The following is a 13,568-nucleotide window of genomic DNA, read 5'->3' as shown; positions in this document are numbered from 1 at the left end:
CCGCACCCCGGCCATCCGCCCCTCCGGTCCGATCCCGTCACGCGCGTGCGCGCCTGCGGAAGATCCGCTGCCCGATCACTCCGTGGGCGGGGGCGAACAGGTAGACGAGCGTGAACAGCACCCCCTGGACGAGGATCACGAGCGCACCCGAGGCCGCATCGAGCCAGTAGCTCAGATATATGCCGATCACGGAACATGCCGCGGACAGCGTCGGCGCGATGACGAGCATCCGCCCGAAGCGGTCGGTCAGCAGGTGCGCGGTCGCCCCCGGGATGATGAGCATCGCGACGACGAGGATGACCCCGACCACCTGCAGCGCCACGACCGCCGTGAGTGCCAGCACGCCGAGCAGGACGGCACCCAGCAGGCGCGGAGACAGGCCGATCGCGAAGGCGTGCGTCGGGTCGAAGGCGTACAGCGTGAGGTCGCGGCGCTTCACGAGCAGCACGGCGAGCGCGACGGCGGCGAGCACCCCGATCTGCAGCAGGTCGCCGTCGGACACCCCGAGGATGTTGCCGAAGATGATGTGGTTCAGATCGGTCTGGCTCGGGGTGACCGAGATGAGAGCGAGGCCGAGCGCGAACAGCGTGGTGAACACGATGCCGATCGCGGCATCCTCCTTCACCCGGCTGGTGTCGCGCAGCAGGCCGATGAGTGCGACCGCGAGCAGCCCGAACACGAGGGCGCCGAGCGCGAACGGCGCGCCGACGATGTAGGCGATGACGACGCCCGGGAGCACGGCGTGCGACACCGCGTCGCCCATGAGCGACCATCCCACGAGCACGAGCCAGCACGACAGCAGCGCGCACACGACGGCGGCGACGGCGGTGGCGACGAGCGCCCGGACCATGAAGTCGTACTGCAGCGGCTCCAGCAGCAGATCGAGGATGGTCATGCCACGTCCTCCAGACCGAAGGCGCGCGCGAGGTTCGCCGGCTCGAGCGCCTCCGCGACCGTTCCATGGAACAGCGGACGGCGCAGCAGCAGCACGGCGTCGTCCGCGAGCTGCGGCAGCGCATGCAGGTCGTGCGTGGACACGAGCACGGTGCATCCGTCCGCCGCGAGCTCGCGGAGCAGGCGAACGATCGTCGCCTCCGAGCGCTTGTCGACGCCCGCGAACGGCTCGTCGAGCAGCAGGATCCGCGCTCCGGCGCTCTGCCCCGCGAACTGGGCGATGCCGCGGGCGACGAACGCGCGCTTGCGCTGGCCGCCGGACAGCTGCCCGATCTGGCGGTGGGCGAGATCGACGAGGTCGACGCGCCCGAGCGCCTCCTCGACGGCTGACCGGTCGCTCGCACGCGGCCGGCGCGTGAGCCCCTGGCGGCCGTAGCGCCCCATCATGACGACGTCCCGCACCGAGACGGGGAACGCCCAGTCGACGTCCTCGCTCTGCGGGACGTACCCCACGACGCCGGATCTGCGCGCCGCCGCGGGCGCTGCCCCGTCGATGCGCACGGTGCCCGCGTCCGGCCGGACGAGCCCGAGGACGCTCTTGAACAGGGTCGACTTCCCCGATCCGTTCATCCCGATGAGCGCCGTGACGCGCCCCGCCTCGACCGTGAGGGACGCGTCGTCGAGGGCGAGGACGTCGCGATAGCGGACGGTCACGCCGTCGACCTCGATCGCCGGCCTCACGAGGTCAGCCCTGCCGCGATGGTCTCCGCGTCGTAGCGGAGGAGGTCGAGGTACGTCGGCACGGGGCCATCCGCCTCCGAGAGCGAGTCGACGTAGAGCACACCGCCGTAGGCCGCCCCCGTCGCGTCGACGACCTGCTGCATCGGCTTGTCGGAGACCGTCGACTCGCAGAACACCGCCGGCACGGAGGCGGTGTCGACGAACTCGATCGCGGCGGCGATCTGCTGCGGCGTCGCCTGCTGCTCCGCGTTGACGGGCCAGATGTACGCCTCCTCGAGACCCGCGTCGCGGGCGAGGTAGGAGAACGCGCCCTCGCAGGTCACGAGCGCGCGCTGGGTCGCGGGGAGCGCCTCGAGCTCCCCCACGAGCTCGTCGTGCACGGCCTGCAGCTCGGCGGCGTACGCGTCGCCGTTCGCCGCGTAGTCGTCGGCGTGGTCGGGATCGAGCTCGGAGAACGCGTCGACCATGTTCTCGACGTAGACGAGGGCGTTGAGCGGGCTCATCCACGCGTGCGGGTTCGGAGTGCCTGCGTACGCGTCGCCCGCGATGTCGATGGGGTCGACCCCGTCGGACACGACGACGTGGGGGACGTCGACGGACTCGACGAACTGCGCGAACCACGCCTCGAGGTTCAGGCCGTTGTCGAGGATGAGGTCGGCGTCGGCGGCCCGGCGGATATCGCCCGGGGTCGGCTCGTAGCCGTGGATCTCCGCGCCGGCCTTCGTGATCGACTCGACGCGCAGATGCTCCCCCGCGACGTTCTCGGCCATGTCGGCGAGGACGGTGAAGGTCGTGAGCACGACGGGACGCCCGTCGTCGCCGTCGTCCGCCGCGCTGCACCCCGACAGCGCGACCATGGCCGCGGCGAGGGCGGCAGCACCCTTCGCGAGATTTTTCGGCATGCCGAAAACGTAGCTTTTCGGGTCGCCGAAAACAACTCGGGTCAGCAGGCCCGGGCACGGCCGAGGCCCCGCCTCCCGGGACGGGAGACGGGGCCTCGGAGCGGGTGATCAGCCCTCGAACGGGACGTACGTGTTGTCGTCCTGGTACTGGTAGATGTTGATCATTCCCTCGGTCGGGTCGCCCACGTCGTCGAACGTGACGGGGCTCGAGACGCCGTCGTAGTCGGCGGTGCCGCCGTCGAGGATGATGTCGGCGCAGTCGGCGAACGTCTCGCACTTCTCGCCGTCTCCCGAACCGCCCGAGACCTCCTGCAGCTTCGCCGCGATGTCCGCCGGGTCGGTCGACCCTGCGGCGAGCGCGGCGAGCGCGATGAGGTTCGTCGCGTCGTACGACTCGGGCGCGTAGGTGTAGTCGCTCAGCGCCTCGGTGCCCGACTCCTCCACGAACGCGTCGAGGCCGTCGACGAAGTCCTGCACCTGCGCCGGGGTCGGGCCGGGGTAGGTGCCAAGCGCGCCCGTGAGCGTGCCGGGCTCGAAGTCCTCGGAGTAGTTCGCGAGGTTGCCGTCGACGAAGAAGAGATCCTCGGCAGGGTAGCCCGCGTCCACGAGGTTCGGCACGATAACCTTCGCCTCGTCGAACGTGATGAGCGCGATGGCGTCGGGGTCCTCGGCCGTCACCTCGGCGATCTGCGAGTCGAACGTCGTGTCGCCCGGGTTGAAGGTCGAGCTCGCGACCACCTCGCCGCCGGCCGCCTCGAACGCCTCGGTGACGTACCCGGCGAGGCCCGTGCCGTACGAGTCGTTGAGCACGATGAGGCCGAGCGTCTGATGCCCCTGCTCGGCGATGAAGTTGCCGAGCACGTCGCCCTGCAGCACGTCGGAGGGCGCCGTGCGGAAGTAGAGCCCGTCATCCTCGTACGTCGTGAACGCGTCGGACGTGTTCGCGGGCGAGAACTGGATCACGCCGGCGCCGACGACCTGGTCGATGAACTGGAGCGAGACGCCGGAGGAGGCCGCGCCGATGATGGCCGACACGTTCTCGCTCAGCAGGCGGGGGATCTCGGTCTCGTACGCCTTGTTGTCGAGGTCGCCGGAGTCGCCGTGCACGACCTCCAGGTCGAGGCCGCTCGTCTCGGTGTACTCGTTGATGAGCGACTGGGCGTAGTTCACGCCCGCGATCTCGGGCGGGCCGAGGAACGCGAGCGAGCCCGTCACCGGCAGAGCCGTTCCGATCTTGAGCGCGAGGTCTCCTCCGACGTCGGCGCTCGAATCCGTCGTCTCCTCGGGTTCCTCCGACGCGGTGGTGTCGCCACCGCCGGAGGCGCAGCCGGCGAGCACGAGCGCCGACGCCCCTGCCAACGCGGCGAAGCCCGTGAGAGCCTTCCTGGATCGAACCATGGGATGGGTCCTTTCTCGGTGATCCGGAGATCGGGTGGTAGCGGTGGGTGCCCCGCGACTGTGCGCGGCACGCTACCGATGCATTGCTACGAGGGTGTTTCGGTTTCCGCTCACAGGCGATACCCAGTGAGGCATCGCGACGCAATCGTTACCTGAGCGTCCCTCCGTCGGCACTGCTCATCCGCCGAGCCGGACGTCGTCCGCGTCAGGCGATGGGCTCCGCGACGGCGCGACGACTGCGGCGCGCGTGGCGCACCATGTCGACCGTGAGCACGACGAGCGCGACCCACACGATCGCGAAGCCGATCCAGCGCTCGACCGGCATGGGCTCGTGCAGGACGACGACGCCGCACAGGAACTGCAGGATCGGCGCGATGAACTGCAGCAGCCCGACGGTCGTGAGCGAGACCCGGCGCGCTCCGGCCGCGAAGAGCAGCAGCGGGATGGCGGTCGCCACGCCCGCGAGCGACAGCAGGATCGTGTGCCCGACGCTGACCTGCCCGTACGTGAGCCCCGTCGTCGCGGCCACGACGACGAGCTGCACGACCGCGATGGGCGCGAGCCACATCGTCTCGAGCGCGAGGCCGCTCACGGCGTCGACCGCGCCGCCGATGCGGTTCTTCACGAGGCCGTAGACGCCGAACGACGCCGTCAGGATGAGCGAGATCCACGGCACGGATCCGTACGCGACGACGATGACGATCACCGCGACGGCGGCGATGCCGATCGCCGCCCACTGCGCGGGGCGGACGCGCTCGTGCAGCACGAGCACCGCGAGGAGCACGGTCGTGATCGGGTTGATGAAGTAGCCGAGGCTCGACTCGACGACGTGACCCGTCTGCGTCGCGATGAGGAACGCCTGCCAGTTGACGTAGATGAGGAGCCCCGCGACGGCCGTCCAGAGCGCGAGCCGCGGATTCCGCAGCACGGCGACCATCCGCCCCCAGCCCCGCATGACCGTGAGGAGGAGCGCGCAGAAGACGAGCGAGAGGAGCACGCGCAGCGCGACGACCTCCCACGGGCCCGTGGGCTTCAGCCAGACGAAGTAGAGCGGCAGCACTCCCCAGAGCAGGTACGCGCTGAAGCCGTATCCCGTGCCCAGGGCCCGTTCGCGATCCGACGGGACGAGGGAGGGGGAGCTGCTCACCCGATCAGGCTATCCCCGCGCGGCGGGCCGTCGGCCGCGGGCGGCGGACGGGTGCCGCCGGAATCCTGCCAACCGCGGCGCGGCGTCGTCCTGCCGCGGCGCGGCATCGCCCTGCGGCGGACGGCGTCGTCCTGCCGCGGACGGCGGAAGGGCCCGACGCCGAAGCGCCGGGCCCTTCCAGAGAGGCTGTCGTCAGCGGACGACGACCGCGAGGACGTCGCGGGCCGAGAGCACGAGGTACTCGTCGGCGCCGAACTTGACCTCGGTCCCGCCGTACTTGCTGTACAGGACGCGGTCGCCGACGGCGACGTCGAGCGGAACGCGGTTGCCGTTGTCGTCGATGCGGCCGGGGCCCACGGCCACGACCTCGCCCTCCTGGGGCTTCTCCTTGGCGGTGTCGGGGATGACCAGACCGCTCGCGGTGGTCTGCTCGGCCTCGACCTGCTGGATGACGATGCGGTCCTCGAGCGGCTTGATGGAAACCGACACGGTTCACCTCTTCTTTCGTGTGCTTCGACGGAAGACTGAGTGTTCGCACTCTCATGGTGAGAGTGCTAACGCCAGTGTATGCCCGCCCCTGGCACTCTCGCAACGCGAGTGCCAATCCGTCGACACGGAGCGACACGGGAGAATGGTCACCATGGAACAGGGAGAACTCGACGCGCTGCTCACCTCAGAGGGGCTCGCGCTGCTCGACGCCCTCGACCCCGTCGAGACGACGGCCGACGTCGCGCGCGCCGTCTCCCGCCTCCGTGCCGCCGGGCACTCCCCCGACCTCGTATCGGCCGTGGTCGGGCAGGTGCGCCTGCGCTCGCGCGCCGCGGCGAAGTTCGGCCCGTTCGCCTCGCGCATGCTCTTCACACGCGCGGGCGTCGAGCAGGCCACGCGGATGGCCGTGGCCGCGCACCATGCCGCGCGCATGCGGCGGGCGGGGATGGCCCGGGTCGCCGATCTCGGCTGCGGCATCGGCGGCGACGCCCTCGCGTTCGCGGGCGTCGGGCTCGACGTGCTCGCCGTGGACGCCGACCCCGTCACGGCCGCCCTCGCCGCCTACAACCTGCGCCCCTTCGGCGATGCCGTCGAGGTGCGCTCGGCACGCGCGGAGGTCGTCGACGTCGCCGGCTGGGACGCCGTCTGGCTCGACCCCGCCCGCCGCACGGCCGGCCACTCCGAGACCCGTCGCGTCGCGGCATCCGACTACTCCCCCTCGCTCGACTGGGCGCATGCGCTCGGCGAGAGGATGCCCGTGGGCATGAAGCTGGGCCCGGCGCACGATCGCGAGTCGATCCCCGACGACGTCGAGGCGCAGTGGGTGAGCGTCGACGGGTCCACCGTCGAGGTCGTGCTGTGGTCCGGCGCGCTCGCCCGCGACGGCGTACGGCGCGCCGCGCTCGTGCTGCGCGGCGACGAGTCGCACGAGCTCACGGCGCCGGCCGACGTCGAGGACGAGCCGGTGCACACGCTCGGCGCCTTCCTGCACGAGCCTGAGGGCGCCGTCATCCGCGCGCGCCTCGTGGGCGACGTCGCGCGATCGCTGCAGGCCGGTCCGGTCGCGTCCGGCATCGCCTACCTCACGGGCGACGCGCCGCTCACGACGCCGTTCGTCACGTCGTTCCGCGTCCGCGAGACCCTGCCGGCCGACACGAAGGCGCTCGCGAAGGCCCTCCGTGCCCGCGGCATCGGCACGCTCGAGATCAAGAAGCGCGGCGTCGACCTCGATCCCGCCGAGCTCCGCAAGAAGCTCAACCTGCGGGGTGAGGAGTCGGCCACCCTCATCGTCACGCGGATCGACGGGCGCCGGACGGCCATCCTCGCCGACCGCGTCTGACCCGGGGCTCGCCCCGAACCCGGCGCGCCCCGAGAGTGGGTGGATCCCGCCGCTCACCGCCCGGGAGAGCGGCCGAGATCACCCACTCGCGTCCCCGTGCTACGGCACGGGCAGCTCGATCGCGGGAACCTCGCCGAGCTGATCGAGGATCCAGATCGCCCAGATCGCGCAGAAGGCGAGCGCGACGAGGCCGAACCCCAGCCCCCACCAGGCGAGGGGACGATCCGACTGGCGTCGCAGGAGCGCGACGAGCGCGAGGACGACGGCGACGACCCCCAGCGGCGCGACCCACGGCGTGAACCACGCCATGGTGAGCGAGAACATCCCGAGCGTCATCGACGGGCTCGAGACGGAGACGCGGCGACGGGCGCGCCGCCGCGGCGGAGGCACCGTGTTGAGCAGCTCGTCGTCGGCGAGCTGCGCGGCGTCCTCCGGCTCGGTCGTCATGACCGCCTGGCGACCTGGATGTCGGTGACCGGAAGCGTCGAGTCGGCGCCGAACTCGAGGCTCGACGGCGCATGGCCCGACTGGATGAGCTCGGACGCGAGCGTGGCGATCATGGCGCCGTTGTCGGTGCACAGGCTGAGCGGAGGGATGCGCACGGTGACGCCCGCGGCGGCGCCGCGCTCGAGCGCGACGTCGCGCAGGCGCCGGTTCGCGATGACGCCGCCGCCGAGCAGGAGCCGCGGCACGCCGAACTCGGCGCACGCGTCGAGCGCCTTCGTCACGAGCACGTCGACGACGGCCTCGCGGAAGCTCGCCGCGACATCCGCCATCGGGATGTCGTCGCCCGCCGCCTCGCGCTCCTCGATCCACCGGGCCACGGCGGTCTTCAGGCCCGAGAACGAGAAGTCCCAGCGGTGCTTCTCGCGATCGCTCGCGCGCGACAGCCCGCGTGGGAAGCGGATGGCCGTGGGATCGCCGCCGGCCGCCGCGCGGTCGATCTCCGGGCCGCCGGGGTACGGCAGGCCGAGGATGCGCGCGACCTTGTCGAACGCCTCGCCCGCGGCGTCGTCGACGGTCTCGCCGAGCAGCACGACGTCGCTCGTGAGGTCGCGGACGAGGAGCAGCGACGTGTGCCCGCCCGACACGAGGAGCGCCACCGTGGGGTACTCGAGCGGCGCGGCATCCGGCGTGAGGATGTCGGCGGCGATGTGCCCGACGAGATGGTTCACGGCGTAGAGCGGCTTGTCGAGCGAGACGGCGAGGGCCTTCGCGGCGCCGACACCGACCATGAGCGCGCCCGCGAGGCCCGGCCCGCTCGTCACGGCGACGGCGTCGACGTCGGCGAGCGCGACGCCCGCCTCGGCGACGGCCTTCTCGATCGCGGGCTGCAGCGCCTCAAGGTGCGCGCGGGCGGCGACCTCCGGCACGACCCCGCCGTAGCGGGCGTGCTCGTCCATGCTGCTCGCGATGGTGTTGCTCAGCAGCGTGCGACCGCGCACGATGCCGATGCCGGTCTCGTCGCAGCTCGTCTCGATGCCGAGCACGAGGGGTTCGGCGACGTTCATCAGCAGGCTCCTGCGGTGTCGGGATGGCGGCCCGCGCGCCAGGCGGGGACGTCGAGCTTCATGATGATCGCGTCGACGTCGTCGGGCTGGTAGTAGTGCGGTCGCCGGGCGATCTCGGCGAAGCCCTCGGAGACGTACAGCGCCTGCGCGACGGGGTTGTCGGCGCGCACCTCGAGGAACACCTCGCGCACGCCCCGTCGATCCGCCTCCGCGACGAGCGCGCGAAGGAGGGCGCGGCCCTGCCCGCGGCCACGGGCATCCGGTGCGACGGCGATGGTCTGCACGTCGCCGTCCGCCGCCTTCGGCAGGCTGCGGAATCCCGCGTACCCCGCGAACGCCGGCCCCTGCTCGAGCACGAGGTAGTGCCCGAACGGCGACGCGAGCTCCTCGCGCATCATCGTCTCGCTCCACGCGTCGGAGGGGAACGAGGCGCGCTCAAGCGCCATGATGTCGGCGAGGTCGGCGGGCGTCGCAGGGCGGATGGTCACGAGCCGACCTTCTTGCGCGGGGCGGGGGCCTTCACATCGGGCGAGCGCAGGTAGAGCGGCTCGTCGACGTCGGGCGTCTCGCCGCGGGCGATGCGGATGGCCGCCACGCGTCCCAGCACGCCGATCGGGATGCGCGTCGCGAGGACGAGGCGGTCGCCGAGTGCCGGGTCGACGGCTCCGACCCGGGCGAGGGCGTCGCGAGCTCCCGCGGGATCGGGCGCAGCGACATCCGCACCGGCGAATGACGCGGCAGCGGCGACATCCGCACCGGCGAGTGCGGCGAGCAGGGGGTCTGCCGACAGATCGGCGTCACGGGGGCGCAGCTCGGGGCCGGCGACGCGCACCGGAAGGCCCTTCGACGGACCGCCGTAGACCGAGATCGCGTTCTCCTTGCGCCGCGCGTCGGTGGCGACCGCGAAGCCCCCGGCGGGGAAGACGACGCCGAGCTCGTGCGCGACGGCGTCGTGGCTGACGACGCCGAAGACGGGGATGCCGCGCCCCAGCGCGAAGGCGCGCGCGGCGGCGATCCCGATGCGGAGCCCCGTGAACGGGCCGGGCCCCATGCCGGCCGCGACGTGCGTGACGGCGTCGGACCGGATGCCCGCGTCGGCGAGCGCGCGCTCGAGGAGCGTGCCGATGACCTCGGCGTGCCCGAGGGCGTTCTCGCTCACGGCCTCGGAGCGGATCTCGCCATCGGGCGCGACGACGGCGACGCCCGTGCCGATGGAGGTGTCGACGGCCAGGATCATGCCATCCAGCGTAGTTTCCCGCGGGTCACGGAACGCCGAGAGCCCGCGGCGGTGCGGTGTGCGCGCGCGGCGACCCCCGCCATCCCTCCGGAGCCGGCGCTACTCCGCGGCGAGCGCGGCGCGGTAGGCGGCGTCGTCGAGCGCTCCGACGCGCGAGTGCCGGCGGCCGTAGGCGGCGTAGACGAGCGCGCCCACGGCCATCCAGCAGGCGAACGCGACCCACGTCGCGGCCGACAGCTGCGTCATGAGCGCGACGCACGTGAGCGCGCCGAGCGCGGGGACGACGGGGAACAGCGGCACGCGGTACGTGCGGGGCAGGTCGGGTCGGCGCACGCGCAGCACGATGACGGCGATGTTCACGACAGTGAACGCCGCGAACGTGCCGATGCTCGTCGCGTTGGCGAGCTCGCCGAGCGGCACGATGCCGGCGGCGACCGCGATGACGCTGCCCGTGATGAGCGTGCCGGCCACGGGCGTGCGGGTGGTCCGGGAGATGCGGCCGAACACGCGCGGCACGAGCCCGTCGCGCGACATCGTCAGCAGGATGCGCGTCTGCCCGTAGAGCACCGTGAGGACGATGCTCGCGAAGGCGATGAGGGCGCCCACGGAGAACACGACGCCGAACCACGGCTCGCCGGTCACCTCGGCGAGCACCGTGACGAGCCCGTTGTCGGCGAACCACGACGCCTCCCGCGCGCCGACGGCCGCGACCGCGACGAGCACGTAGATGACCGTCACGAGGCCCATCCCCAGCAGGATGGCACGGGGCAGGTCGCGCGCGGGCTCGCGCGCCTCCTCCCCCGCCGTCGACGCCGCGTCGAAGCCGATGTACGAGAAGAAGAGCACGGCCGCCGCGCCCGTGATCCCGGGGACGAACGCGTCGAACATCCCCGCGAAGTGGTCGACGCGGAACGCGGTGAACGCGACGGCGGCGAAGAACAGCAGCACGGCGATCTTGAGGACGACGAGCACGGTGTTCACCCACGCCGCCTCCCGCACGCCCCGCACGAGGAACACCATCGCGAGCACGACGAGCACGAACGCGCTGAGGTTGAACACGCCGCCCTCCGCCGACGGATCCGACGCGATCGCGGCCGGGAGCGACAGCCCGAAGATCCGCAGCGTCTCGTCGACGTACTGTCCCGCGCCCGAGGCGACGGCGGCCACCGAGACGCCGTACTCGAGCACGAGGCACCACCCGACGACCCACGCGACGCCCTCGCCGAGCGTCACGTACGCGTACGAGTAGCTCGATCCCGACACCGGCACGGCGCCCGCCATCTCGGCGTACGACAGGGCCGAGAGCAGTGCGGGGATCGCGGCGAGGAGGACGCTCATCCAGATGCCGGGACCCGCGTGCGGGATCTGCTCGGCCAGCAGCGCGAGGATGCCCGTTCCGAGCGTCGCCCCGACGGAGATCATGGCGAGCTGGATCATGGAGAGGTGCCGGCCCAGGGTCGCGTCGCCCTGCGTGCCCTGCCCCGCCTCCGCGACGAGCATGCCGATGGGCCGGCGCCGTCCGAGCTGGGCGCCGAGGGACGGGCGGGTCATGCCGTGCGCTTCTCGATCACGACGACGCGAGGGGCATCGTCGTCGAGCGCGGCCGTCGACCGGCCCAGATCGCCGCACATGGTGTCGGCGCCGCGCCCTCCGACGGGACGGGTGATCTCGACATCCCACCAGGTGTCGCGCAGGCCGTCGACCTTGTCGCGCCCCCACTCCATGACGACGACCGAGCCGTCGACGTCGATGTCGAGATCGTCGAGCTCGAGCGCCGACGAGAGCCGGTAGGCGTCGGCGTGCACGAGTGGCGCGCCGCCGACGAGCGACGGATGCGTGCGGGCGATGACGAAGGTGGGGCTCTGGATGGGCCCGCGCACGCCGAGCGATTCCGCGAGCCCGCGCGTGAGGGTCGTCTTCCCGGCGCCGAGCGGGCCGGTGAGGACGACGAGGTCGCCCGCGGCGAGCGTCGCTCCGAGCCGGCGCCCGAGCTCCTCCATGTCGGATGCCGTTGGCACGTCGTGCGCGCCCAGCAGGTCGTCGGGGATCATCCCTCCACCCTCCGCGTCACGCGCGGTCCGATGCGCGTGACGATCTCGTAGTTGATGGTGTCGGCCGCGGCGGCCCATTCCTCGACGGGAGGCGCGCCATCCGCCGGGTCGCCGAACAGCAGCACCGTGTCGCCGACCGCGACGGGATGGTCGCCGACGTCGACGACGAACTGGTCCATCGCGATGCGCCCCGACACGCGGAAGCGCTCCGCGCCGATCCGGACGGGGGCGCGTCCCGACGCCTGGCGCGGGATGCCGTCGGCGTATCCGAGCGGCACGAGGGCGAGCGTCGTCTCGCGAGCGGTGCGGTGCGCGTATCCGTAGGACACGCCCTGCCCCTCCGGGACGCGGCGCACGGCGGCGACGCGTCCGCGCACGGTCATCGCAGGACGCAGGCCGAGGTCGGCCGACGAGGCGTCGTCGAACGGCGACAGGCCGTAGATGCCGATCCCGACGCGGACCGCGTCGAAGCGCGCGGCGGGCAGGCGGATGGCCGCGGCCGTGGCGGCGAGATGGCGGATGACCGGGCGGAGCCCCGCGGCGGAGGCCAGCGCGAGACCCTGTTCGAACGCGGCGACCTGCGCGAGGTCGTCGGCGTCGCTCGTCCCGGAGAGGTGGCTGAAGACGCCCTCGACGACGATGCGGCCCTCGGCCTCGAGCCGTGCCGCCTCGGCGAAGGCCTCCGGCCACTCCGCGGGGGCGAGCCCGTTGCGGCCGAGCCCGGTCTCGAGCTTGAGGTGCACGCGGGGGGCGCCGCCCCCCGCCGTCCGGGTCGCAGTTCGCGTCCCGGAATCGCCCCCTGAGGACGCGAACTGCGACCCCGGCGAGGAAGCGGCGGCGGCGGGCGCGGCGGCGACGGCGGAGCCGGAAGCCGCGATCGCGGCGAGCTGGGGGATGCGCGAGACGCCGAGCTCGATGCCCGCGGCCACGGCGGACGCGAAGTCGTCGACGGGGTCGTGCAGCCAGGCGATGATGGGAGCCTCGATGCCCGCGGCGCGCAGCGCGAGCGCCTCGGGGATCTCGGCGACGCCGAGCCGCGTCGCGCCGCCCTCGATCGCGGCGAGCGCGGCCGTCAGCGCTCCGTGCCCATAGCCGTCGGCCTTCACGACGGCGATGAACTCCCGTGTGCCGGCGACCTCGCGCAGCCGACGCACGTTGTGGGCGATCGCGGCGCGGTCGATGACGGCCTCGCGCATGGTCCGCTCCTCGGTCATCCTCGTCCTCCCCGGGTCGCGCCCGTGTCATCCAACTCGGCAGGACCATCCGACTCGGCCGGGTCATCCGACTCAGCCGCGCGATCCGCCCCCGCAGGACCATCGCCATCCGACTCGGCCACGACGTATGCGATGGCCAAGCCTGCGTCGTGCGAGAGCGACAGGTGCAGGCGCGCGATGCCGCGTGCGGCGACGACGCGCGCGGTGGCGCCCGTCAGCTCGAACCGGGGCGCTTCGCGCTCGCCCAGCCGCGCGATCTCGATCTCCGTCCAGGTGACGCCGTCGGAGCCGCCGAGCGCCTTGATGAGGGCCTCCTTCGCGGCGTAGCGCGCCGCGAGCGACCGCAGCGGCAGCCCGGCCTCATGGGGCGTGAACAGCCGCTCGGCGAGGCGCGGCGTGCGCGCGAGTGTGCGTTCGAACCGCGGCACGTCGACGAGGTCGACGCCGATCCCGATGATCATGCGTTCATCTCCTCCTCGTCCTCGGGTTGCTCGCCCCGCGATCCCCTCGTCCAACGGATATCCCATTGCCCCGACCACATCCGATTTCACGTCATCCCGTGTGCTCTCGTCCAACGGATATCCGTTGGACGAGAGCAAGGAAAGGGGCAGGCGGAGAGAAGGGCGGGGGCGGGCGGGACGCCCG

General features: G+C 72.4%; 14 protein-coding genes and 1 pseudogene. 1 reads left to right on the top strand and 14 read right to left on the bottom strand.

The features are described 5' to 3' along the window. Window positions 1–37: 37 nt before the first annotated feature. The 6 genes from ABD998_RS11965 to groES all read right to left on the bottom strand — a co-directional run bounded on the left by ABD998_RS11965 (window position 38) and on the right by groES (window position 5,571). Window positions 38–895, bottom strand: coding sequence for a metal ABC transporter permease (locus tag ABD998_RS11965; protein WP_345439416.1), 858 nt, complete (start codon window positions 893–895; stop codon window positions 38–40). Then, window positions 892–1,635, bottom strand: coding sequence for a metal ABC transporter ATP-binding protein (locus ABD998_RS11960; protein ID WP_345439414.1), 744 nt, complete (start codon window positions 1,633–1,635; stop codon window positions 892–894). Before ABD998_RS11960 ends, ABD998_RS11965 begins: the two co-directional genes overlap by 4 nt. After that, complete coding sequence (locus tag ABD998_RS11955) at window positions 1,632–2,537, bottom strand: metal ABC transporter substrate-binding protein (RefSeq protein WP_345439412.1); 906 nt, start codon at window positions 2,535–2,537, stop codon at window positions 1,632–1,634. The genes ABD998_RS11960 and ABD998_RS11955 overlap by 4 nt, the downstream gene beginning before the upstream one ends. A gap of 108 nt (window positions 2,538–2,645) precedes the next feature. Then, the gene (locus ABD998_RS11950; RefSeq protein ID WP_345439410.1) at window positions 2,646–3,935 is read right to left on the bottom strand and encodes an ABC transporter substrate-binding protein; all 1,290 of its coding nucleotides are present in this window, start codon (window positions 3,933–3,935) and stop codon (window positions 2,646–2,648) included. Between the two features lie 205 nt (window positions 3,936–4,140). Then, window positions 4,141–5,082, bottom strand: coding sequence for an EamA family transporter RarD (gene rarD / locus ABD998_RS11945; RefSeq protein WP_345439408.1), 942 nt, complete (start codon window positions 5,080–5,082; stop codon window positions 4,141–4,143). A gap of 192 nt (window positions 5,083–5,274) precedes the next feature. After that, window positions 5,275–5,571: a co-chaperone GroES gene (groES, locus tag ABD998_RS11940; protein ID WP_067242196.1), complete on the bottom strand. Its 297-nt coding sequence runs from the start codon at window positions 5,569–5,571 to the stop codon at window positions 5,275–5,277. A 151-nt stretch (window positions 5,572–5,722) separates the two neighbouring features. Here groES and ABD998_RS11935 point away from each other — a divergent pair, with 151 nt between their 5' ends. Next, on the top strand, window positions 5,723–6,910 hold the full coding sequence (locus ABD998_RS11935) for a class I SAM-dependent methyltransferase (protein WP_345439406.1): 1,188 nt from the start codon (window positions 5,723–5,725) through the stop codon (window positions 6,908–6,910). A 99-nt stretch (window positions 6,911–7,009) separates the two neighbouring features. Here the strand turns inward: ABD998_RS11935 and ABD998_RS11930 are convergent, their stop codons facing one another. From ABD998_RS11930 to ABD998_RS11895, 8 genes and pseudogenes are all read right to left on the bottom strand, one after another. Continuing rightward, window positions 7,010–7,357, bottom strand: coding sequence for a hypothetical protein (locus ABD998_RS11930; protein WP_345439404.1), 348 nt, complete (start codon window positions 7,355–7,357; stop codon window positions 7,010–7,012). Continuing rightward, window positions 7,354–8,421, bottom strand: coding sequence for a tRNA (adenosine(37)-N6)-threonylcarbamoyltransferase complex transferase subunit TsaD (tsaD, locus tag ABD998_RS11925; protein ID WP_345439402.1), 1,068 nt, complete (start codon window positions 8,419–8,421; stop codon window positions 7,354–7,356). Before tsaD ends, ABD998_RS11930 begins: the two co-directional genes overlap by 4 nt. Further along, window positions 8,421–8,909: a ribosomal protein S18-alanine N-acetyltransferase gene (rimI, locus tag ABD998_RS11920; protein WP_345439400.1), complete on the bottom strand. Its 489-nt coding sequence runs from the start codon at window positions 8,907–8,909 to the stop codon at window positions 8,421–8,423. The genes tsaD and rimI overlap by 1 nt, the downstream gene beginning before the upstream one ends. After that, a complete protein-coding gene (gene tsaB, locus ABD998_RS11915; RefSeq protein ID WP_345439398.1) occupies window positions 8,906–9,658 on the bottom strand; it encodes a tRNA (adenosine(37)-N6)-threonylcarbamoyltransferase complex dimerization subunit type 1 TsaB in 753 nt (250 codons plus the stop codon). The genes rimI and tsaB overlap by 4 nt, the downstream gene beginning before the upstream one ends. 99 nt (window positions 9,659–9,757) lie before the next feature. Continuing rightward, complete coding sequence (locus tag ABD998_RS11910; RefSeq protein WP_345439396.1) at window positions 9,758–11,209, bottom strand: APC family permease; 1,452 nt, start codon at window positions 11,207–11,209, stop codon at window positions 9,758–9,760. Beyond that, window positions 11,206–11,709 carry a tRNA (adenosine(37)-N6)-threonylcarbamoyltransferase complex ATPase subunit type 1 TsaE gene (tsaE, locus tag ABD998_RS11905; RefSeq protein WP_345439394.1) on the bottom strand — a complete coding sequence of 168 codons (504 nt, stop codon included), beginning with the start codon at window positions 11,707–11,709 and terminating at the stop codon, window positions 11,206–11,208. Before tsaE ends, ABD998_RS11910 begins: the two co-directional genes overlap by 4 nt. Then, window positions 11,706–12,923 carry an alanine racemase gene (alr, locus tag ABD998_RS11900; RefSeq protein WP_345439392.1) on the bottom strand — a complete coding sequence of 406 codons (1,218 nt, stop codon included), beginning with the start codon at window positions 12,921–12,923 and terminating at the stop codon, window positions 11,706–11,708. The genes tsaE and alr overlap by 4 nt, the downstream gene beginning before the upstream one ends. Before the next feature lie 107 nt (window positions 12,924–13,030). Further along, a pseudogene (locus ABD998_RS11895) lies at window positions 13,031–13,384 on the bottom strand (holo-ACP synthase); the annotation flags it as partial. Window positions 13,385–13,568: the final 184 nt, after the last annotated feature.

This window comes from Microbacterium gilvum (assembly GCF_039543865.1).
GTDB classification, from domain to species: Bacteria; Actinomycetota; Actinomycetes; order Actinomycetales; family Microbacteriaceae; genus Microbacterium; species Microbacterium gilvum.
This window is presented reverse-complemented; position numbering and strand designations above follow the sequence as displayed.

What these genes read in the sequence shown, in the direction of transcription:
- ABD998_RS11965 (WP_345439416.1), bottom strand. Translation starts at nt 895, where the DNA reads ATGACCATCCTCGATCTGCTGCTGGAGCCGCTGCAGTACGACTTCATG.
- ABD998_RS11955 (WP_345439412.1), bottom strand. Translation starts at nt 2,537, where the DNA reads ATGCCGAAAAATCTCGCGAAGGGTGCTGCCGCCCTCGCCGCGGCCATG.
- ABD998_RS11950 (WP_345439410.1), bottom strand. Translation starts at nt 3,935, where the DNA reads ATGGTTCGATCCAGGAAGGCTCTCACGGGCTTCGCCGCGTTGGCAGGG.
- ABD998_RS11935 (WP_345439406.1), top strand. Translation starts at nt 5,723, where the DNA reads ATGGAACAGGGAGAACTCGACGCGCTGCTCACCTCAGAGGGGCTCGCG.
- ABD998_RS11930 (WP_345439404.1), bottom strand. Translation starts at nt 7,357, where the DNA reads ATGACGACCGAGCCGGAGGACGCCGCGCAGCTCGCCGACGACGAGCTG.
- tsaD (WP_345439402.1), bottom strand. Translation starts at nt 8,421, where the DNA reads ATGAACGTCGCCGAACCCCTCGTGCTCGGCATCGAGACGAGCTGCGAC.
- tsaB (WP_345439398.1), bottom strand. Translation starts at nt 9,658, where the DNA reads ATGATCCTGGCCGTCGACACCTCCATCGGCACGGGCGTCGCCGTCGTC.
- ABD998_RS11910 (WP_345439396.1), bottom strand. Translation starts at nt 11,209, where the DNA reads ATGACCCGCCCGTCCCTCGGCGCCCAGCTCGGACGGCGCCGGCCCATC.
- tsaE (WP_345439394.1), bottom strand. Translation starts at nt 11,709, where the DNA reads ATGATCCCCGACGACCTGCTGGGCGCGCACGACGTGCCAACGGCATCC.
- alr (WP_345439392.1), bottom strand. Translation starts at nt 12,923, where the DNA reads ATGACCGAGGAGCGGACCATGCGCGAGGCCGTCATCGACCGCGCCGCG.